Below are 20,417 nucleotides of genomic sequence, written 5' to 3'. Positions count from 1 at the left end.
CTCTATTTATTTGTGGGTTCTTGTTTTTATGTGTTGTGATTTTCCTACCCCGCCCCGCCCCCGTCGCCGTCCCCCCCCCCCCCGGGCCGGGGGGGGGCGGGCGTTCACGTCGTACGGGTCCTGGCAGCCCCACGCCCCCGCGCACTCCCCGCGTCCGGCAGGACGAAAGGGGTGATTCTCCCTAAAGTGATTCTCGCCGGACACGACCCTCGCTCGTTAGGTAAAGTAAGGACCGCGTCAATGACGCGACAAGGAAACCTAGGTGCGCCGGGAAGTCTGGTCGGCATGTGCTCTGCCCTGCCCACCGACCGGAGGATTCCCCCGTGGCCGCGCCCTCACCGACCGACCGCAGGTTTCTCGGCCGTCTCTCGCTGCCCGAGCGGCGCTACCTCACCGACGCCCTGCGCACCGAGACCGTCGGCGGCATCCTGCTCCTCGCCGCCGCCGTCGTCGCCCTCGTCTGGGCCAACACCCCGCTGAGCGGCAGCTACGAATCCGTCAGCGACTTCCACATCGGCCCCGCCGCCCTCGGCCTCGACCTGTCGATCCAGCACTGGGCGGCCGACGGCCTCCTCGCGGTCTTCTTCTTCGTCGCCGGCATCGAGCTCAAGCGCGAACTCGTCGCGGGCGAGCTGCGCGACCCCAAGGCCGCCGCGCTCCCCGTCGTCGCCGCGCTCTGCGGCATGGCCGCGCCCGCCCTCGTCTACGCCCTGGTCAACACCGTCGGCAACGGCTCCATGGACGGCTGGGCCGTCCCCACCGCGACCGACATCGCCTTCGCGCTCGCCGTCCTCGCCGTCATCGGCACCTCCCTGCCCTCCGCGCTGCGCGCCTTCCTGCTCACCCTCGCCGTCGTCGACGACCTCTTCGCGATCCTGATCATCGCGATCTTCTTCACCAGCGACCTGAACTTCGCCGCGCTCGGCGGAGCCGTGGCCGGCCTCGTCGTCTTCTGGCTGCTGCTGCGCAAGGAGGTCCGCGGCTGGTACGTGTACGTCCCGCTGGCGCTGGTCATCTGGGCCCTCATGTACAACAGCGGCGTCCACGCCACGATCGCCGGTGTCGCCATGGGCCTGATGCTGCGCTGCACCACCCGGGAGGGCGAGGAGCACTCCCCCGGCGAGCGCATCGAGCACCGCGTCCGCCCGCTCTCGGCCGGCCTCGCCGTCCCGCTCTTCGCGCTCTTCTCGGCGGGCGTGAGCGTCTCCGGCGGCGCGATCCACGACGTCTTCACCCAGCCGGTCACCCTCGGCGTGGTCCTCGGCCTCGTCGTCGGCAAGGCCGTCGGCATCTTCGGCGGCACCTGGCTCGCCGCCCGCTTCACCCGGGCGGAACTCAACCCCGACCTGAGCTGGCCGGACGTCTTCGCCGTCGCCTCCCTCGCCGGGATCGGCTTCACCGTCTCGCTGCTCATCGGCGAGCTCGCCTTCGCCGGGGACGCCGTCCTCACCGACGAGGTGAAGGCCTCGGTCCTCATCGGCTCGCTCATCGCGGCCGTCATCGCCTCCGTCCTGCTGAAGCTGCGGGTACGGAAGTACCAGGCCCTCGTCTCCGACGAGGAGCGCGACGAGGACCAGGACGGCATCCCCGACATCTACGAGCAGGACAACCCGGAGTACCACCTGCGGATGGCCGAGATCTACGAGAAGAAGGCCGCCGAGCACCGTGAGCGCGCCCAACTGGCGGGGGCACCGCGCGACGGGGCCGACCGTCCGGCATGATCTGAGTCGGACCGCGTAGAAGAGAACTCGGACCGCAGAAGAGAAGAGGGAGCAGCGATGAGCGATCCGTTCGACGGAACCGAGCGCAGCCTCGGCCAGCTGGTCGCCTCGGCGACCGCCGAGATGTCCGCGCTGGTGCACGACGAAATCGCCCTGGCCAAGGCCGAACTGCGCCAGGACGTCAAGCGCGGTGTGTTCGGCAGCATCATGGGAATCGGCGCCGTCGTGGTGCTGCTGTTCTCGCTGCCGATGCTGAGCTTCGCGCTCGCGTACGCCATCAACACCTGGACCGGCGGGCACAACGGCAACGGGGGCTGGAACCTCGTCTGGTGCTTCCTGCTGTCCTTCGCCTTCAACGTGCTGCTCGCGAGCCTCCTCGGGGCGATCGCGGTCGCCAAGTTCAAGAAGGTCAAGCCGCCGGAGAAGTCCATCGCCTCCGCGAAGCAGACGGCCGCGATCGTCCAGAACGCGAAGCCGCACCCCCGCCCGGCGCAGCGCCCGGCGCTGGAGAAGGCCTCCGCTGTGGCACGCTCGTCCGTATGACCCTTCCCGAGAGCGGCAACGGCGGGCCCGTACGACTCGACGGGCCGTGGACCCATCGCGACGTGGCGGCCAACGGCGCCCGCTTCCACATCGCCGAGATGGGCGACGGCCCGCTGGTGCTGCTCCTGCACGGCTTCCCGCAGTTCTGGTGGACCTGGCGCCACCAGCTGCCCGTGCTCGCGGAGGCGGGCTTCCGGGCCGTCGCGATGGACCTGCGCGGCGTCGGCGGCAGCGACCGCACCCCCCGGGGTTACGACCCCGCCAACCTGGCTCTCGACGTCACCGGCGTGATCCGCTCGCTCGGCGAGCCGGACGCGGCGCTCGTCGGGCACGACCTCGGCGGCTACCTCGCCTGGACGGCGGCCGTGATGCGGCCCAAGCTGGTGCGCCGGCTCGTGGTCTCCTCGATGCCGCACCCGCGCCGCTGGCGCTCGGCGATGCTCTCCGACCTCTCGCAGTCGCGGGCCGGCTCGCACATCTGGGGCTTCCAGCGGCCGTGGCTGCCGGAGCGTCAGCTCGTCGCGGACGACGCGGCCCTCGTGGGCGAGCTGATCCGGGACTGGTCGGGGCCGCAGCCCCGTCCCGACTCGGACGAGGAGGCGATCGACGTGTACCGGCGCGCGATGCTGGTCCCGTCGACGGCGCACTGCTCGATCGAGCCGTACCGCTGGATGGTGCGCTCCCTGGCGCGCCCGGACGGCATCCAGTTCAACCGGCGCATGAAGCGGCCGGTGCGGGTGCCGACGCTCCATCTGCACGGCTCCCTGGACCCGGTGATGCGGACCCGGAGCGCGGCGGGGTCGGGCGAGTACGTGGAAGCGCCGTACCGCTGGAGGCTCTTCGACGGCCTCGGCCACTTCCCGCACGAGGAGGATCCGGTGGCCTTCTCCACGGAGCTGGTCAACTGGCTGAAGGACCCCGAGCCCGACCGCTGACGGTCCCTCTCCTCGGGTGCGTACAGACTTCCTTCGAACGGCCATGTGCCCCGCGCATACTCCAATTGGCGGGCCCCCGGGCGGTTACCGACCTTGGGGCAGGGGCAGACGTCGAGGTATGGGCTGGACGCACGACTACGGTGACACGACAGCACGCAACCGCCGCTCGGCCTCCGGGCCGGGCTCCCGCGAGGGGGGTGGCCCGCCGGACCCCGGCGGCACGCACGCCGTGCAAGGGGTGGGAATCTCGCGCATCCTGCGCCGCCGGGCCCGCTGGGTCTCGGCCCGGCTCCGGCATCCCCGCGACACCCCCTAGCGGACCCCGGGACTACAGGGCGCAGGCCTGGGTGTCGACCTGCTGGTCGGCTGCCCGGCCGCGCTCGATGTCCTCGCGGATCTCGTCGACCGTCAGGGCGTAGCCCGTGTTCGCGTCGTCGCGGGAGCGGGCGAAGATCACGCCGGACACCTTGCCGTCCTCGGTGAGGAGCGGGCCGCCGGAGTTGCCCTGGCGGACCGTCGCGTACAGCGAGTACACGTCCCTGCGCACGTCGCCCCGGTTGTAGATGTCGGGGCCGTCCGCGTTGATGCGGCCGCGTACGCGCGCCGAGCGGACGTCGTACGAGCCGTTCTCCGGGAATCCGGCGACGATCGCGCCGTCGCCGCTGCGGGCGTCCTCGTCGGTGAAGGCGAGCGGCTTGGCCTTGAGGTCCGGCACGTCCAGGACGGCGATGTCGCGCTGCCAGTCGTAGAGGACGACCTTGGCGTCGTAGAGCCTGCCCTCGCCGCCTATCTGGACGGTCGGCTCGTCGACCCCGCCGACGACGTGGGCGTTGGTCATGATGCGCCGGTCGGCGAAGACGAAGCCGGTGCCTTCGAGGACCTTGCCGCAGCTCTGCGCGGTGCCGACGACCTTCACGATGGAGCGCTGGGCACGGTCGGCGACCGGGCTGTCGGCGAGCGCCGGGTCGGGGGGCATGACCGGGGTGATCGGCTCGTTGGCGAAGGGGCTGAAGACCGGCGGGAAGCCGCTGCGGGCCAGCGTGGAGCTGAAGTCGTCGAACCAGCCGGACGCCTGATCCGGCATCACCTGCTCCACTCCGCGCAGGACCTGGGAGTTCCGCACCTCCTTGCCCAGGGTGGGCAGGGTGGTGCGGGCGAGGGCGGAGCCGATCAGCCAGGCCACGAGCAGCATGGCGACGACGTTGACCAGGGCGCCGCCGGTGGCGTCGAGGGCCCGCGCGGGCGACCAGGTGATGTGCCGGTGCAACTTGTTGCCGAGGTGGGTGGTGAGGGCCTGGCCGACGGAGGCGCAGACGATGACCACCATCACGAAGACGACCGTCGCCGTGGTCGAGACCTCGCTGTCGTCGGTGAGCTGGTCCCAGAGGATCGGGAGCAGCAGCACCGCGACGAGACCTCCGCCGAGGAATCCGATCACGGACAGGATGCCGACGACGAAGCCCTGGCGGTACCCGATGACCGCGAACCACACGGCGGCGAGCAGCAACAAGATGTCCAGCACGTTCACCGTCAATTGCCTCGCAGATTCGTTTCCGGTCGCCCGGCGCCAGCCTCTTCGCCGGGGTTCAGCCTGTCATGAGCGCCAGTCGAGCGGGACCTGCTTGGAGTGGTCCCACGGGCGCTCCCAGCCGGAGAAGTGCAGGAGCCGGTCGATCACCCCGGCCGTGAAACCCCAGACCAGGGCGGACTCGACCAGGAATCCGGGGCCCTGGTGGCCGCTCGGGTGGACGGTCGTCGCGCGGTTCGCGGGGTCCGTGAGATCCGCCACGGGGACGGTGAAGACCCGGGCGGTCTCTCCGGGGTCGACGACCCCTACGGGGCTCGGGGTGCGCCACCAGCCGAGGACGGGGGTGACGACGAAGCCGCTGACCGGGATGTAGAGCTGGGGCAGCACGCCGAAGATCTGGACGCCCGCCGGGTCGAGTCCGGTCTCCTCCTGGGCCTCGCGCAGGGCGGCGCGCAGCAGTCCGCCGTCCGCCGGGTCGCCGTCCTCGGGGTCGAGGGCGCCACCGGGGAAGGAGGGCTGTCCGGCGTGGGAGCGGAGGCTGCCGGCCCGCTCCATGAGGAGCAGCTCCGGCCCCCGCTCTCCCTCGCCGAAGAGGACGAGGACGGCGGACTGGCGACCGGCGCCGCTCGCGGGCGGCAGGAAGCGGCTGAGCTGCTCGGGCGCGACCGTGCGGGCGGCGTGGTCGACGGGCCCCAGCCAGCCGGGCAGCCCGTCCCGACTGAGCAGACCACCGGTCCCGGGGCCGATGCGTCGGCCGGTCACACCGTGGGGGGTGTCGGGGCCCGAGCCCTGGCGGGCGTCGGGGCCCGGACTGTGGCGGGCGTCGGGGGCGGGCTCCCGGCGGCCCTCGGGGCCGGAAGAAGCGTGGCGGGCGCCGGCGCCGGGCCCGTGGCCGGCCTGGATCCGTCCGTCGCGGTCGCCCTGGACCCGTCCGTCATGGACGTCCTGGACGTTCTGGACGTCCCGGACCCGTCCGTCGCGGACGTCCTCGTCGTGGATCTCTTCGTCAGTGCGCGTCATAGGCACCCCCGTGTTTCACAACGCCATCGATGGACGGGTTCGTTCCCTGCGGTCCGGTCGGCCGGAGGGGCTCAGCCGCTCGCGCCGAGCGGGGGTGCCGGCCGGCCCGGGTAGCCGGGCGGCGGGTCGAGCCGCTGGCCGGGGAAGCCGCCCATCTCGTACTTGAGCAGCTTCCTCGCCTTCTCGGGGTCGGTCTCCCCCTCCCCGTACGCGGGGCAGAGGTGGGTGATCGGGCAGGCGCCGCAGGCCGGCTTGCGGGCGTGGCAGATCCGGCGGCCGTGGAAGATCACCCGGTGCGAGAGCATGGTCCACTCGCTCTTCGGGAAGATCGTGGCGACCTCGGCCTCGATCTTCACGGGGTCGTCGGACTCGGTCCACCTCCACCGCCGGGCGAGCCGCATGAAGTGGGTGTCGACGGTGATGCCGGGGACCCCGAAGGCATTGCCGAGGACGACGAAGGCGGTCTTGCGGCCGACGCCGGGGAGCTTGACGAGGTCCTCAAGGCGGCCGGGGACCTCGCCCCCGAAGTCGTCCCTGAGGGCCGCGGCGAGGCCCATGATCGACTTGGTCTTCGCGCGGAAGAAGCCGGTGGGGCGGATGAGCTCCTCGACCTCCTCGGGCACGGCGGCGGCGAGGTCCTCGGGCGTGGGGTACTTCGCGAAGAGCGCGGGGGTGGTCTGGTTGACCCGCAGGTCCGTCGTCTGCGCCGAGAGGACGGTGGCGACGAGCAGCTCGAAGGGGCTGCGGAAGTCGAGCTCCGGATGGGCGTACGGAAAGACCTCGGCGAGCTCGCGGTTGATCTTGCGGGCGCGGCGGACCATCGCGAGCCGCGACTCGGGCTTCACCGCCTTCCGATTTGCGGCTTTCACCCGTTTCGACACGCCGTGTTCGCCCACGGCGGAATTACCTTCGGCCGACACTCTTTCAGCCCCCTTGGCCTGCGCTCTCACCGGCGAGTTGGACACCCGGCCAGCCTAGGGGCCACCACCGACATCCGCCCCGGGCGTGGCCGATCAGCCCCCAATCGGGCCCCTGACGTACGGACGGGCGGCTCGGTACGTCAAACTTGTTGTGATTGATCGCACTGTTTTGCACGTCCGGCATCATGGGACGCAGGTCCCTGAGCCGGTCGACAGTATGGAGAGAACTCGTGGACGACGTTCTGCGGCGCGCCCCGCTCTTCGCGGCGCTCGATGACGAGCAGGCCGCCGAGCTGCGCGCCTCGATGAGTGAGGCGACGCTCGCCCGTGGCGACGCGCTCTTCCACGAGGGCGACCCCGGCGACCGGCTGTACGTGGTGACCGAGGGCAAGGTGAAGCTGCACCGCACCTCCCCCGACGGCCGCGAGAACATGCTGGCCGTCCTCGGTCCCGGCGAGCTCATCGGAGAGCTGTCGCTCTTCGACCCGGGCCCGCGCACCGCGACCGCGACCGCGCTGACCGAGGTCAAGCTGCTCGGCCTGGGCCACGGCGACCTCCAGCCCTGGCTGAACGCCCGCCCCGAGGTGGCCACCGCGCTGCTGCGCGCCGTCGCCCGGCGCCTGCGCAAGACCAACGACCAGATGTCCGACCTGGTCTTCTCCGACGTCCCGGGCCGTGTCGCCCGTGCGCTCCTCGACCTGTCGCGCCGCTTCGGCGTGCAGTCGGAGGAGGGCATCCACGTCGTCCACGACCTCACCCAGGAGGAGCTGGCCCAGCTGGTCGGCGCCTCCCGCGAGACGGTCAACAAGGCGCTCGCCGACTTCGCCCAGCGCGGCTGGCTGCGTCTGGAGGCCCGCGCCGTGATCCTGCTGGACGTGGAGCGCCTCGCGAAGCGCTCGCGCTAGTCGCACTCGGTACGCGAGAAGGCCGCCCCGGTCGAACGGACCGGGGCGGCCTTCGTCGTACGCCTACCGGCGTGCGGTCAGCGCTTCGAGCCGTCCACGATCACCGGGGTGGAGGAACCGTTCCCGCAGGGCACGGCGTAGACCGGGTTCTTCGCCGCGGCCTCCTTGAACGCGTCGATGCACTGGTTCGCCAGGACCCGGTCGGTCAGCGAGTCGTTGAGGATCTTGTTGGCGCGGGCGATGCCCTCCGCCTCGATCCGGCGGCGGTCGGCCTCGGCCTTGGCGGTGCGGGCGGCCTCGGTGGCGCGCTCGGTGGCCTGCTGCTGCTGGATCTTGCGGTCGATCTGGCCCTGGAGGGCCTCGGAGGGCTTCACGTTGCGCAGGTTGACGGTGGTCACGTCGATGCCGCGCGGGGTCAGCCGCTCCTTGATCAGGGTGCCGATCTCGGCGTTGATCTTCTCGCGGTCGGAGGCGTAACCCTGCTCGCTGGTGTAGCGGGCGAAGACGTTACGGATGATCTCCCGGCTGTCGGGGAAGACGAGGCGCTGCTGGATGGCGTCCTCGCTGCCCGCGAGCTTGTAGAGCTCCACGGCGTTGGTCGGGACGACGGCCCACTTCACCGTCACCTCGACGTACATGACACCGCCCTGCGAGGAGCGGACCTCGACCACGTCCTTGTCGGAGAGGTTGAGGTCGACGGGGCGGGTGGAGAAGGTCGTGACGTCGGTGAAGGGCGACTTGACGTGCATGCCCGAGGTCATGGGCGAGCCGACCTTGCCGAAGGCGACCGGCACGCCGACCTCGTACGCGCTGATCACGTACGTCATGCTCACGATCAGCGAGAACAGGCCGGCCAGGACCGCGCCGAGGGCGCCGAACTTCAGCCCCTTGGAATCGTTGGCGCGGCCGACGAAAAAGAGCACCACTGCGGCTATGACCAGCAGGATGGCGATGACGAACACGGGCTTCCCCCCGAGAGCTACGGCCAGATGTAAGCGGAGCGTAAGACACGCGGGGAGCCCGGGAGGTTCCCGGGGTCCGCAAGCGGACTCTCGACCGGGACGCTCCCGGACCGGGCCGGCAGGTTCCCGGACCCGACCGGCGGGCTCCCGGACCGGGCCGGCGCGTTCCCGGACCCGACCGGCAGGCTCCCGGACCCGACCGGCACGGTCTCAGGCCGGGCCGGCGCGCGCTCAGACCAGCCCGCGCTCCCGCAGGTACTCCAGCTGGGCCCGTACGGACAGCTCGGCGGCCGGCCACAGGGAGCGGTCCACGTCCGCGTAGACGTGGGCGACGACCTCCGCCGGCGTCCGGTGGCCGTTCTCCACCGCCGTCTCGACCTGGGCGAGCCGGCTCGCCCGGTGCGCGAGGTAGAACTCCACGGCCCCCTGCGCGTCCTCCAGGACGGGCCCGTGCCCCGGCAGGACCGTGTGCACCCCGTCGTCGACGGTGAGCGAGCGCAGCCGCCGCAGCGAGTCCAGGTAGTCGCCCAGACGCCCGTCCGGATGGGCCACCATCGTCGTCCCGCGCCCCAGGATCGTGTCCCCGGTCAGCACCGCCCGGTCGGCGGGCAGGTGGAAGGAGAGCGAGTCCGAGGTGTGGCCGGGCGTCGGGACGACCCGCACCTCCAGGCCGCCGACCGTCACCACGTCCCCCGCGCCGAGCCCCTCGTCGCCGAGACGCAGCGCCGGGTCGAGGGCGCGTACGGCCGTACCGGTCAGCTCGGCGAAGCGGCCGGCGCCCTCCGCGTGGTCGGGGTGGCCGTGGGTCAGCAGCGTGAGCGCGACCCGCTTGCCGAGCTTCCCGGCGGTCTCGATCACCTGGCGCAGATGGGTCTCGTCGAGCGGACCGGGATCGACGACGACGGCGAGGTCCGAGCCGGGCTCGGAGAGGAGCCAGGTGTTGGTGCCGTCGAGGGTCATCGCGGACGGGTTCGGCGCGAGGACGTTCACGGCGCGGTCGGTCGCGGGCCCGGAGAGCACGACTCCGCGCGGCTGGCCGGGCAGGGCGGCGGCGTCGGTCATCGGGCACCTCCCATGGGGATGATCTTGGTGAACTCCTCGTGCCCCGGCCAGCTCAGGACCAGCTCGTCGCCGTCCAGGCGCGCCCGCGCGAGCACCGGGGCCATATCCTGCTCCGCCGCCCCCGCGAGGGCCTCGGCGGCCGTCCCGTACGGCTCCAGGGCGCGCAGGGTCGAGATCGTCGGCGGCATCATGGTCAGCTCGCCCCGGTCGTACCCCGCGGCGGCCTCCGCCGGGCGGATCCAGACGGTGCGGTCGGCCTCCGTGGAGGCGTTCCGGGTGCGCTGCCCGGCCGGCAGGGCGGCCACGAAGAACCAGGTGTCGTACCGGCGCTGCTCGAACTCCGGCGTGATCCAGCGGGCCCACGCGCCGAGCAGGTCGGAGCGGAGCACCAGTCCGCGCCGTTCCAGGAAGTCGGCGAAGGACAGCTCACGGGCGACGAGCGCCTGCCGGTCCCGCTCCCACTCGTCGCCGGTCGTGTCGCCCACGACCTCGTCCTCGGTCTCCCCGGCGAGCAGGACGCCCGCCTCCTCGTACGTCTCGCGCACGGCGGCGCAGACCACGGCCTGGGCCTGCGCGGGGTCGTCGAGGCCGAGCCGGGCGGCCCAGGTCTCCCGGGACGGCCCCGCCCAGCGCACCGGCTGCTCGTCGCGCGGGTCGACACCGCCGCCGGGGTAGGCGTACGCGCCTCCCGCGAAGGCCATCGAGGTGCGGCGGCGCAGCATGTGGACGTCGGGCCCGGCGGCCCCGTCCCGCAGGAGCAGGACGGTGGCGGCGCGCCGGGGCGTCACCGGGGTGAGCTCACCGGCGGCGAGGGCGCGGATGCGGTCGGGCCACTCCGGCGGGTACCACTGGCCGTTCGACTGCTTCGGCCGGCCCGAGGGCTCCGGCCGGTCCGACGAATCCGAGCGACCCGACGGCTCGGGGCGGACCGACGGCTCCGACGGCCCGGGCCGGCCTGTCGGCTCCTGCGGACTCGGCTCGCTCGACTGCTTCGGCTGACCATTCGACATGGCCGGATGCTATGCGCAAGCACCTGAATGCACGAGGGCCGGTTCCTCGCCATGAGGAACCGGCCCTGTGACGCGTACGACAGGCGGTCAGGCGTCGACCAGCTCCACCTGGACCTCGACCTCGACCGGGGCGTCGAGCGGCAGCACGGTCACGCCGACGGCGCTGCGCGCGTGCACGCCCTTGTCGCCGAGGACCGCGCCGAGCAGCTCGCTGGCGCCGTTGATGACGCCCGGCTGCCCGGTGAAGTCGGGGGCGGAGGCGACGAAGCCGACGACCTTCACGACCCGCTTGATCCGGTCCAGGTCACCGGCGACCGACTTCACGGCCGCGAGCGCGTTGAGCGCGCAGGTGGCCGCGAGCTCCTTGGCCTCCTCGGCGGTGACCTCGGCGCCGACCTTGCCGGTCAGCTGGAGTTCGCCGCCCACCATCGGGAGCTGGCCCGAGGTGTAGACGTAGACGCCGGACTGCACGGCCGGCTGGTAGGCGGCCAGTGGCGGCACGACCGCCGGCAGGGTCAGGCCCAGCTCGGCGAGCTTCGCCTCGACGGCCCCGCTCACGACTTGGCCCGCTTCAGGTAGGCCACGAGCTGCTCGGGGTTGTTCGGCCCGGGCACGACCTGGACGAGCTCCCAGCCGTCCTCGCCCCAGGTGTCCAGAATCTGCTTGGTCGCGTGCACCAGAAGCGGCACCGTGACGTACTCCCACTTGGTCATGGGGCCGACTGTATCCGCTGCCGCGGGGTGGCTCTCCGAGGCGGCCCCCGAAGCTCCCCCTAGGGAGCTTCTCGGGGGCGGCCTCCTGATTGGGCGCGGCCGCCAGTGGTTAGGCTCGACAGCGTGAGCAGGCTTCAGGTCGTCAGCGGCAAGGGCGGTACCGGTAAGACGACGGTCGCCGCCGCCCTCGCCCTCGCCCTCGCGACGGAGGGGAAGCGCACCCTTCTCGTCGAGGTCGAAGGCAGGCAGGGCATCGCACAGCTCTTCGAGACGGAAGCGCTTCCGTACGAGGAGCGCAAGATCGCCGTCGCCCCGGGCGGCGGGGAGGTGTACGCGCTGGCGATCGACGCCGAGCGCGCGCTCCTCGACTACCTCCAGATGTTCTACAAACTGGGCGGTGCGGGACGGGCCCTGAAGAAGCTCGGCGCGATCGACTTCGCGACGACGATAGCTCCGGGGGTACGGGACGTCCTGCTGACCGGCAAGGCGTGCGAGGCGGTGCGGCGGCGCGAGAAGCACGGCGGCCACACCTACGACCACGTGGTCATGGACGCGCCGCCCACCGGCCGCATCACCCGCTTCCTCAACGTCAACGACGAGGTGGCGGGCCTGGCGAGGATCGGCCCGATACACAACCAGGCACAGGCCGTCATGCGGGTCCTCAAGTCCCCCGAGACGGCGGTCCACCTGGTGACCCTCCTGGAGGAGATGCCCGTCCAGGAGACGGCGGACGGCGTCGCGGAGCTGCGGGGCGCCGAACTGCCGGTGGGGCGGGTCGTGGTGAACATGGTCCGTCCGCACGTCCTCGACGAGGCGGCGGTACGGGCCGCCTCCGGCGACCACCGGGACGCGATCGCGAGGACGCTGGCGTCCGTGGGCGTCGCGGACGGCACGACGCTGGTCGAGCCGCTCCTCGACCAGGCGGCCGAGCACGCCCGGCGGGTGGAGCTGGAGCGGGCGCAGCGGGCGGTCCTGGACGGCATCGGCGTCCCCTCGTACGAGCTTCCGTTCCTGGGCGACGGGGCGGACATCGCGGGGCTCTACCGGCTGGCGAAGGCACTGCGGAAGCAAGGGGTGGGCACGTGACGGAGAAGGCCGCCGGCACCGGGGACGGGCTCGGCACCGGCACAGGAGACGCACGCGACGCCGACAGCGGGGGCGGGGGCGGGACCGGGGGCGGGCTCGACTTCGGCAGCGGCAGCGGGGACGGCGGCGGGGACGGGGGCGGGTTCGACGCCGGCAGCGGGGACGGGCTCGGCAGCGGGGCAGAGGACGGGACCGGCACCGTCAGCGGGACCGGGGACGGGATCGGCAGCGGCGGCAGCGGCAGCAGCGGCGAGGGGCTCGACTCCGTTCCCGTTCTGGATCTCGACCCGCTGATCGACGACCCGGGCACCCGCATCGTCGTCTGCTGCGGCGCCGGCGGGGTCGGCAAGACGACCACGGCGGCGGCGCTCGGCGTGCGGGCGGCGGAGCGCGGACGGCGGGTCGTCGTCCTCACCATCGACCCGGCCCGGCGGCTCGCCCAGTCGATGGGGATCGACTCCCTCGACAACACGCCCCGCGAGGTCGACGGGATCAAGGGCTCCGACGGCGGCCGGCTGCACGCGATGATGCTGGACATGAAGCGGACCTTCGACGAGATCGTCGAGGCGCACGCGGACCCCGACCGGGCGCGGGCGATCCTGGAGAACCCCTTCTACCAGTCCCTGTCGGCCGGATTCGCCGGTACGCAGGAGTACATGGCGATGGAGAAGCTGGGGCAGCTCCGGGCGCGCGACGAGTGGGACCTGATCGTCGTGGACACCCCGCCGTCCCGGTCGGCCCTGGACTTCCTGGACGCGCCGAAGCGGCTCGGGTCCTTCCTCGACGGGAAGTTCATCAAGCTGCTCATGGCCCCGGCGAAGGTGGGCGGCCGGGCCGGGATGAAGTTCCTCAACGTCGGCATGTCGATGATGACGGGGACCCTCGGAAAGCTGCTGGGGGGTCAGTTCCTCAAGGACGTGCAGACGTTCGTCGCGGCGATGGACACGATGTTCGGCGGCTTCCGGACCCGCGCGGACGCCACGTACAGGCTGCTCCAGGCTCCGGGCACGGCCTTCCTCGTGGTGGCCACGCCGGAGCGGGACGCGCTGCGCGAGGCCGCCTACTTCGTGGAGCGGCTGGCCGCCGAGGAGATGCCGCTGGCCGGTCTCGTCCTCAACCGCGTCCACGGCAGTGGTGCCGCCCGGCTGTCGGCCGAGCGGGCCCGGGCCGCCGCGGAAAATCTTGACGAGGGGCGCATTGTGGATCAGGGGGGCGGGAAGACTGAGCGCAGTGGCTCCCCGGCCACCGCGCACGAGCCGTCCGATCTCGCCACCGCCGCCGCAACTCCCGTACCCGAGGCTGCCCCCACAGCCGAACCGGCACAGGAAACAGACGTGGACGTACGACATCTCACCGCTGGACTCCTGCACCTGCATGCCGAGCGCATGCGGGTGCTCGTGCGTGAGCAGCGCACGCGTGACCGCTTCACGGCGCTCCACCCCGAGGTGGCGGTGGCCGAAGTGGCGGCCCTGCCCGGCGATGTGCACGACCTCGCCGGGCTGCGGGCCATCGGCGACCGGCTCGCGGCCGGACGGAACCCCTCGGCCTGAAGGACCCCAACCCCGTCGGGGCCCGGCCCTGTTCCGAGCACGGCCCCTCCGACACGCCCCTCCGACATGCCTCTCCGACACGCCTTTCCGAGCCCGACCCTTCAGGGCCCGGCCCCGAAGGGCAGCGCGGGGGTCTAGCCCACCGCGGCGTACGCCTCGTACGTCGCGTCGTCCTCGATCGCCACGGGCAGCAGGCCCGCTCCCCGCTCGTACTCCGTGCGCGCGGTCTCCAGGAGCCGGCGCCACGAGGTGACGGTCGGCCTGCGGCGCAGCAGGGCGCGGCGCTCGCGCTCCGTCATGCCGCCCCACACGCCGAACTCCACGCGGTTGTCGAGGGCGTCGGCGAGGCACTCGGTCCGCACCGGGCATCCGGTGCACACCGCCTTTGCCCTGTTCTGTGCCGCTCCCTGCACGAAAAGTTCATCCGGATCGGTAGTGCGGCAGGCCGCCTGCGCACTCCAGTCAGCTACCCAGCCCATACCGGCGCCGTCCTCTCCCGAATCGAGGCTCCCCCACGGCGGCAGCGGCATATTCACCGCTGCCAGTTGGGACGTTACGGAAGGTGGGCACAGCGCAACACCCCCTTCGGGCCCAATCTTGGATGGCCCGAACGGACTATGCGTGCGCGTCAGATCACCCAGGGGAGTGATCGAAGGACATGCGTGTGATAGCGGACATATCGCGCAGATACGCCGTTCCTTGACGGTTCCATTTCGGACACCGTGTGACGCATGAGCCGGAATCGGACATGAGGTCCCCCTGATTCGGGGTCACGGGAATTCATGCCGATGTCACACCCGGGTCTTGATGCCAGACCACACTGCTGTGACAGTTGGGAGCAGCTTAGGCCAAGGCATATACGTGTGTCCGGCGAATCCGAACGTAGCCGCCCCGCCCTGTCGCGCCCTCGGGTTCGGGGATCGCGCGCCCCGCGTCCGAGCCCCGTCCGCGTCGGGGTCCCGACGGTCCGGCGGCCGCCGGATGTCACGGTCTGGTACTCGAACGCTCCGAGAGGCACCCGCTCCCGCGGTTCGCACATCACTACGGATTAGGCTGCCCCCCATGGCAAAGAAGCGCTCGGGCGGTGGTCTGACCGGGACCCAGCAGGCCGCCAAGTTCCTCGGTGTCAGTGTGCTCTCCGGAGCCGTGCTGGCGGGCATCGCCCTGCCCGCGGCCGGGGCACTCGGGCTGGCCGCGAAGGGCACGGTGGAGGGGTTCGACGAGATCCCCTCCAATCTGAAGACCCCACCGCTGAGTCAGCGCACCAAGATCCTGGACGCCGAGGGCGGGCTGATCGCCACGGTGTACTCACGGGACCGGACGGTCGTCCCGCTCGACAAGATCTCCCCGTACATGCAGAAGGCGATCGTCGCGATCGAGGACGGCCGCTTCTACGAGCACGGGGCGATCGACCTCAAGGGCGTGCTGCGCGCGATCAACCGCAACGCGCAGTCGGGCGGGGTCGCGCAGGGCGCGTCCACTCTCACCCAGCAGTACGTGAAGAACGTCTTCGTCGAGGAGGCCGGTGACGACCCCGAGAAGGTCGCGCAGGCCACCCAGCAGACCATCGGCCGCAAGGTCCGCGAGCTGAAGTTCGCGATCCAGGTCGAGGAGGAGCTGGGCAAGAAGAAGATCCTGGAGAACTACCTCAACATCACGTTCTTCGGCCAGCAGGCCTATGGCATCGAGGCCGCCTCCCAGCGCTACTTCTCCAAGCGCGCCGCCGACCTGAGCCTCGGCGAGGCGGCGATGATGGCCGGTCTCGTCCAGTCGCCCAGCCGCTACGACCCGATCAACGACATCCAGGAAGCAACCAAGCGCCGCAACGTGGTCCTCCAGCGGATGGCCGACGTGAAGGACATCAGCCAGGCCGAGGCCGACCAGGCGAAGGCAACCCCGCTGAAGCTGAAGGTCAAGACGCCGAAGAACGGCTGCATCACCGCCGTCGACGGCGCCGGCTTCTTCTGCGACTACGTCCGCAAGACGATCCTCAACGACCCCGTCTTCGGCAAGACGGCCGAGGAGCGCCAGAAGCTGTGGAACCTGGGCGGTCTCACCGTCAAGACCACGCTCGACCCGCGCGCCCAGGCCGCCGCCAACGAGGCCGCCGTCGCGAAGATCAACAAGGACGACCCGGTCGCCGCCTCGGTGGTGCAGGTCCAGCCCGGCAGCGGCAAGATCCTGTCGATGGGCCAGTCCCGCCCGTACGGCCTGGACCAGAAGCAGCACCAGACCACGCTCAACCTGGCCGTGGGCAGCCGGATGGGCGGCACCACCTACGGCTTCCAGGTCGGTTCGACCTTCAAGCCGATCACGGCGGCCGCGGCGCTGGAGAAGGGTCTGAGCCCGGCTCAGAGCTTCGACACCCCGTGGAAGATCACCCTGTCGGAGAGCGACTTCACGCGCTGCGACGGCAGGCCGGCCGGCAACCTCGAATGGCCGGTGCAGAACGAGCTCGAGTCGGAGAAGGGGGCGTACGACATGACGAGCGCCCTCGGCAAGTCCATCAACACCTACTTCGCCAAGCTGGAGCAGATGGCCGGCCTCTGCGAGACGCTGACGATGGCGAAGAACGTCGGCTACCAGCGCGAGCTGGGCAAGCCCATCAAGCAGAGCCCGTCGGTCACCCTCGGAAGTGTGGAGAGCACCCCGCTCGACATGGCGACGGTCTACGCGACCTTCGCCAACCGAGGCATCTACTGCACCCCGATCGCGATCGAGTCGGTCACCGCCGCCACCGGTGACAAGCTCAACGTGCCCGACACCAAGTGCACCCGGGCGATGAGCGACCGGACCGCGGACACGCTCAACCAGATGCTGAAGGGTGTCGTCGAGGACGGTACGGGTACGAAGGCCGGCCTCAGCGACCGCGACAACGCGGGCAAGACCGGTACCACCGAGGGTCGCAAGGACGCCTGGTTCGTGGGCTACACCCCGAACCTCTCCACGGCCGTCTGGGTGGGCGACGACGTCGGCGAGCGGCGCGAGATGTACGACATCACCATCGGCGGCGTGACGTACGACAAGGTCTGTGGTGGCTGCCTTCCCGGCCCCATCTGGAAGATCGCGATGACGGGCGCCCTGGACGCCGGCGAGACGCCGAAGTTCGCCCCCATCTCCGTGCCCCGGGCCGAGAAGCCCAAGGACCCGGAGGACGGGGACGAGGGCCCGAACAAGCCGGGCAAGCCGAACAAGCCCGGGAAGCCGGGCGACGACAAGCCGAACGACCCGTTCCCCGGGATCACGCTCCCGCCGGGTGTGATCGGCGGGCCCGGCGACGGCAACGGCCGCGGCGGAAACCGCTGACGCGGTAGAGGTACGAGGCCGGCGCCGTACGGACGAACAGGAAGGGCGCCCCACTTCGGTGGGGCGCCCTTCCTCGTCCTTCGGTCCGCGGGACCGGCCGGCAGGCCCGTGGGTCCAGACGGCGAGCCCGTGGGTTCAGCCCGGGGCCCGGGGGTTCAGCCCGGGGGCGCGGGGGTTCAGCCCGCGAGCAGCTTCTTCACGGAGGCGGCGACCCGCCCGCCGTCGGCCTGGCCGGCCACCTTCGGGTTCACGATCTTCATGACGGCGCCCATGGCACGCGGGCCCTCGGCGCCCGCCGCCTTCGCCTCCTCGACGGCCGCCGCGACGATCCCGTCGATCTCCTCGTCGCTGAGCTGCTTCGGCAGGTACGCGTCGAGGAGGACGCCCTCCGCCTTCTCGCGCTCGGCGGACTCCAGACGGCCGCCCTGCGTGAAGGCCTCCGCGGCCTCGCGCCGCTTCTTCGCCTCCTTGGCGATCACCTTCTGCACCTCGTCGTCGGAGAGTTCGCGCTTGGTCTTGCCCGCGACCTCCTCCTTGGTGATCGCGGTGATGGTCAGCCGCAGGGTCGAGGAGCGCAGTTCGTCGCGCTCCCGGATCGCGGCGTTGAGGTCGGCCTGGAGCTTCGCCTTGAGGGTGGTCATGGGGTCAAGTGTGGCAGGTGTGCCGCCCCAGCCGCCCGCGCATTTACGCTCCGCGGGTCTGCGACGATGGGGGGATGCGCGCACGGTACGGGATCCCCCTGAAGATCACGGCAGGCCTCACGGCGACGGCCGCCGCCGGACTCGTCTACGCGGCCGGTTTCGAGGCCCGCTCGTTCCGGCTCCGCCGTGTGACGGTTCCGGTGCTCCCACCCGGCATGAGCGACCTGCGGGTCCTCCAGGTCTCCGACATCCACATGGTCGGCGGTCAGGGCAAGAAGCGGGCCTGGCTCCAGTCCCTCGCGGGGCTCCGCCCGGACTTCGTCGTCAACACCGGCGACAACCTCTCCGACCCGGACGCGGTGCCGGAGGTCCTCGACGCGCTCGGCCCGCTGATGGAGTTCCCGGGCGTGTACGTCTTCGGGTCCAACGACTACTACGGTCCCCGGCTGCGCAACCCCGCCCGCTACCTGATGGAGAAGGCCCAGGGCCGCCACGGCCTCAACGGCAACAAGCCCGTCGTCGGCGCCGTCCACAACCCCTGGGAGGGGATGCGGGACGCCTTCGACGCGGCGGGCTGGGTGAACCTCACCAACACCCGCGGCCGGCTCAAGCTGCCCCAGGCGAACCTCGCGTTCACCGGTCTCGACGACCCGCACATCAAGCGCGACCGGTACGAGCAGGTGGCCGGCGGTCCCGACACCGAGGCCGACTTCACGGTGGGCGTCGTCCACGCCCCGTACCTGCGCTCGCTCGACGCCTTCACGGCCGACGGCTACGAGCTGGTCCTCGCCGGCCACACCCACGGCGGACAGCTCTGCATCCCCTTCTACGGGGCGCTCGTCACCAACTGCGACCTGGACACCGACCGGGTCAAGGGGCTCTCCACCCACACGGTCGCCGACCGGACCTCCTACCTCCACGTCTCCGCGGGCTGCGGCACCAACCGCTTCACCCCGGTCCGCTTCGCCTGCCCGCCCGAGGTCACCCTGCTCACCCTGACGGCCCGCGGCTGACCCCCGCGGTGGAGGGGTGACCACGCCCCGCACCGCGGCCGCCCCCGCCGTCCCGCCTCCCCCACCCCGCCGCCCCTGGGCGGCGGCCATCCGGAGCCTGGCCGCCCTCGCCCCCGGCTGGGGCGCCGCCCGCGCCTGCCCGCCCTGGGCCTCGCGATCGTCGGCCCGGACCGCATCCGACCCGCCCCGCGACCCCCCGAAAACCGGATTTCGTCTCAGCGCGCGCGTGGGCTAAAGTAAGCGATGTCGCCGCGACGTGAACAACAGAGCAGTGACATCGGGGTGTAGCGCAGCTTGGCAGCGCGCTTCGTTCGGGACGAAGAGGTCGTGGGTTCAAATCCCGCCACCCCGACAGCCGACATTCAGGGCCTGATCCGCTTCCGCGGGTCGGGCCCTGAGTGGTTTCCGGGGGTGGTGCGGGGACCCCGGCGAGCCGCCTCGTGGGCGGCTCCCCGGGGGCCGGGCGGTGGCGTCAGATCACCGGTGGGCGGCCGAGGCGGGTCATGCGGCGGACCGTGGACCAGCGCATGGGGTGGCGGGGGCCGCCCGAGCGGCGGACGCCCTCCGCGAAGCCGGCGAACCAGGACGCGAGGCCCGGCAGGGAGCGGGTGCGGGCCACGGTGAGGAGGGTCCAGACGCCCAGGTAGACGGGGACGAGCAGGGCCGGCAGGTTGCGCTTGGCCAGCCAGACGCGGTTGCGGGCGGTCATCCGGTAGTAGACGGCGTGCCGGGCCGGGCTGGTCTTCGGGTGCTGGAGGAGGAGCTTCGGCTCGTAGACGACCTTCCAGCCCGCGTCGAGGGCGCGCCAGGCGAGGTCGGTCTCCTCGTGGGTGAAGAAGAAGTCCTCCGGCCAGCCGCCGATCTCGTCGAGCATCGGCATCGACAGGCCGTGGCCGCCGCCGAGGAAGGTGGTGACCTCGCCGCCCCGCATCGGGTCCTTCGCCCCGAGGCGCGGGACGTGACGGCGCTGCGTCTCGCCCGTCTCGTCGGCGATGCGGAACGACACGACGCCCAGGAAGGGATCGGCCTCGTACAGGTCGGCCAGGCGGCTGAAGACGTCCGTGTCGACGAGGAGCCCGTCGTCGTCCAGATCCACGAGGACGTCGACGTCACCGAAGGACCGCAGCGTCTCCAGGGCGACGTTGCGGCCTCCGGTCACGCCCCGGTTCTCGGGGAGTTCGACCCCGGTCACGCCCTCGGGGAGCTCCGGGAGCGTCCCGGTGCCGTTGCCCACGACGACGATCCGGGCGGCCGGTTCGTCCTGTCGTGCCACGGCGTCGAGCAACGCCCCCAGCTCCACCGGGCGCGTGCCCATCGTCAGTACCGCCACACCCACACGAGGTCGCGCCACGCCCTGCTCCGTTCCCTGCTCACCGGCGTTCGCCGGTACCCACTCCGGACGCACTCCGGGCCGCGATGCTAACCGGCCGACGCCACCCGCCGTTCATCCGCACCTCGGTCGGCGTCCATCGGAGGAGGGTGCGCGAGGGGGGAGGGCCGGT

The 20,417-nt window shown here is 71.6% G+C and carries 20 protein-coding genes and 1 tRNA gene; 10 read left to right on the top strand and 11 right to left on the bottom strand.

The annotated features are described in order from the left end of the window. The first annotated feature begins 323 nt into the window (after nucleotides 1-323). From nhaA to ABT129_RS01790, 4 genes are all read left to right on the top strand, one after another. Nucleotides 324-1,721: a Na+/H+ antiporter NhaA gene (gene nhaA / locus ABT129_RS01805; RefSeq protein ID WP_351895255.1), complete on the top strand. Its 1,398-nt coding sequence runs from the start codon at nucleotides 324-326 to the stop codon at nucleotides 1,719-1,721. A gap of 57 nt (nucleotides 1,722-1,778) precedes the next feature. Further along, entirely contained in the window at nucleotides 1,779-2,264 is a 486-nt protein-coding gene (locus ABT129_RS01800; RefSeq protein WP_351895253.1) for a phage holin family protein, read from the top strand. Beyond that, nucleotides 2,261-3,199 (top strand): alpha/beta fold hydrolase, encoded by a 939-nt coding sequence (locus tag ABT129_RS01795; protein WP_351895251.1) that lies wholly within the window; start codon nucleotides 2,261-2,263, stop codon nucleotides 3,197-3,199. The genes ABT129_RS01800 and ABT129_RS01795 overlap by 4 nt, the downstream gene beginning before the upstream one ends. 118 nt (nucleotides 3,200-3,317) lie before the next feature. Continuing rightward, complete coding sequence (locus ABT129_RS01790; RefSeq protein WP_351895249.1) at nucleotides 3,318-3,515, top strand: hypothetical protein; 198 nt, start codon at nucleotides 3,318-3,320, stop codon at nucleotides 3,513-3,515. A 12-nt stretch (nucleotides 3,516-3,527) separates the two neighbouring features. On the opposite strand, the gene ABT129_RS01785 is transcribed toward ABT129_RS01790, so the two are convergent. The 3 genes from ABT129_RS01785 to nth form a co-directional block, all read right to left on the bottom strand. Beyond that, the gene (locus tag ABT129_RS01785) at nucleotides 3,528-4,727 is read right to left on the bottom strand and encodes a MarP family serine protease (RefSeq protein WP_351895246.1); all 1,200 of its coding nucleotides are present in this window, start codon (nucleotides 4,725-4,727) and stop codon (nucleotides 3,528-3,530) included. Between the two features lie 66 nt (nucleotides 4,728-4,793). Next, nucleotides 4,794-5,489 (bottom strand): NUDIX hydrolase, encoded by a 696-nt coding sequence (locus tag ABT129_RS01780; protein ID WP_351895299.1) that lies wholly within the window; start codon nucleotides 5,487-5,489, stop codon nucleotides 4,794-4,796. A 329-nt stretch (nucleotides 5,490-5,818) separates the two neighbouring features. Continuing rightward, nucleotides 5,819-6,667, bottom strand: coding sequence for an endonuclease III (nth, locus tag ABT129_RS01775; protein ID WP_502981615.1), 849 nt, complete (start codon nucleotides 6,665-6,667; stop codon nucleotides 5,819-5,821). Nucleotides 6,668-6,897: 230 nt separating this feature from the next. Between nth and ABT129_RS01770 the strand changes: the two genes are divergently transcribed. Then, nucleotides 6,898-7,572 (top strand): Crp/Fnr family transcriptional regulator, encoded by a 675-nt coding sequence (locus ABT129_RS01770; protein ID WP_015034542.1) that lies wholly within the window; start codon nucleotides 6,898-6,900, stop codon nucleotides 7,570-7,572. A gap of 77 nt (nucleotides 7,573-7,649) precedes the next feature. On the opposite strand, the gene ABT129_RS01765 is transcribed toward ABT129_RS01770, so the two are convergent. From ABT129_RS01765 to sp36, 5 genes are all read right to left on the bottom strand, one after another. Further along, the gene (locus tag ABT129_RS01765) at nucleotides 7,650-8,534 is read right to left on the bottom strand and encodes a prohibitin family protein (RefSeq protein ID WP_351895242.1); all 885 of its coding nucleotides are present in this window, start codon (nucleotides 8,532-8,534) and stop codon (nucleotides 7,650-7,652) included. 231 nt (nucleotides 8,535-8,765) lie between these two features. Continuing rightward, on the bottom strand, nucleotides 8,766-9,596 hold the full coding sequence (locus ABT129_RS01760; protein WP_351895239.1) for an MBL fold metallo-hydrolase: 831 nt from the start codon (nucleotides 9,594-9,596) through the stop codon (nucleotides 8,766-8,768). Beyond that, complete coding sequence (locus tag ABT129_RS01755; RefSeq protein WP_351895237.1) at nucleotides 9,593-10,606, bottom strand: NUDIX hydrolase; 1,014 nt, start codon at nucleotides 10,604-10,606, stop codon at nucleotides 9,593-9,595. Before ABT129_RS01755 ends, ABT129_RS01760 begins: the two co-directional genes overlap by 4 nt. A gap of 87 nt (nucleotides 10,607-10,693) precedes the next feature. Further along, a complete protein-coding gene (locus ABT129_RS01750; RefSeq protein WP_351895235.1) occupies nucleotides 10,694-11,164 on the bottom strand; it encodes a RidA family protein in 471 nt (156 codons plus the stop codon). After that, entirely contained in the window at nucleotides 11,161-11,319 is a 159-nt protein-coding gene (gene sp36 / locus ABT129_RS01745) for a Sp36 family protein (RefSeq protein WP_015034547.1), read from the bottom strand. The genes ABT129_RS01750 and sp36 overlap by 4 nt, the downstream gene beginning before the upstream one ends. A gap of 123 nt (nucleotides 11,320-11,442) precedes the next feature. Between sp36 and bagA the strand changes: the two genes are divergently transcribed. Continuing rightward, complete coding sequence (gene bagA, locus ABT129_RS01740) at nucleotides 11,443-12,405, top strand: ATPase BagA (RefSeq protein ID WP_351895232.1); 963 nt, start codon at nucleotides 11,443-11,445, stop codon at nucleotides 12,403-12,405. 221 nt (nucleotides 12,406-12,626) lie between these two features. Then, a complete protein-coding gene (gene bagB / locus ABT129_RS01735; RefSeq protein ID WP_351895297.1) occupies nucleotides 12,627-13,955 on the top strand; it encodes an ATPase BagB in 1,329 nt (442 codons plus the stop codon). Between the two features lie 134 nt (nucleotides 13,956-14,089). Here the strand turns inward: bagB and ABT129_RS01730 are convergent, their stop codons facing one another. Further along, nucleotides 14,090-14,434: a WhiB family transcriptional regulator gene (locus ABT129_RS01730; protein WP_015034550.1), complete on the bottom strand. Its 345-nt coding sequence runs from the start codon at nucleotides 14,432-14,434 to the stop codon at nucleotides 14,090-14,092. 583 nt (nucleotides 14,435-15,017) lie between these two features. Here ABT129_RS01730 and ABT129_RS01725 point away from each other — a divergent pair. Then, nucleotides 15,018-17,261: a transglycosylase domain-containing protein gene (locus tag ABT129_RS01725; protein ID WP_351895230.1), complete on the top strand. Its 2,244-nt coding sequence runs from the start codon at nucleotides 15,018-15,020 to the stop codon at nucleotides 17,259-17,261. Between the two features lie 176 nt (nucleotides 17,262-17,437). Here the strand turns inward: ABT129_RS01725 and ABT129_RS01720 are convergent, their stop codons facing one another. Then, nucleotides 17,438-17,902 (bottom strand): GatB/YqeY domain-containing protein, encoded by a 465-nt coding sequence (locus ABT129_RS01720; RefSeq protein WP_351895228.1) that lies wholly within the window; start codon nucleotides 17,900-17,902, stop codon nucleotides 17,438-17,440. 74 nt (nucleotides 17,903-17,976) lie between these two features. On the opposite strand from ABT129_RS01720, the gene ABT129_RS01715 reads away from it, so the two are divergent. Then, nucleotides 17,977-18,915, top strand: a complete 939-nt coding sequence (locus tag ABT129_RS01715) for a metallophosphoesterase (RefSeq protein ID WP_351895226.1) — start codon at nucleotides 17,977-17,979, stop codon at nucleotides 18,913-18,915. 278 nt (nucleotides 18,916-19,193) lie between these two features. Beyond that, nucleotides 19,194-19,267, top strand: a tRNA-Pro gene (locus ABT129_RS01710). A 120-nt stretch (nucleotides 19,268-19,387) separates the two neighbouring features. On the opposite strand, the gene ABT129_RS01705 is transcribed toward ABT129_RS01710, so the two are convergent. Continuing rightward, entirely contained in the window at nucleotides 19,388-20,266 is an 879-nt protein-coding gene (locus ABT129_RS01705; RefSeq protein ID WP_351895224.1) for a glycosyltransferase family 2 protein, read from the bottom strand. Nucleotides 20,267-20,417 lie beyond the last annotated feature (151 nt).

It is taken from the genome of Streptomyces sp. NPDC002057, assembly GCF_040296665.1.
Classification (GTDB): Bacteria; Actinomycetota; Actinomycetes; order Streptomycetales; family Streptomycetaceae; genus Streptomyces.
This window is presented reverse-complemented; position numbering and strand designations above follow the sequence as displayed.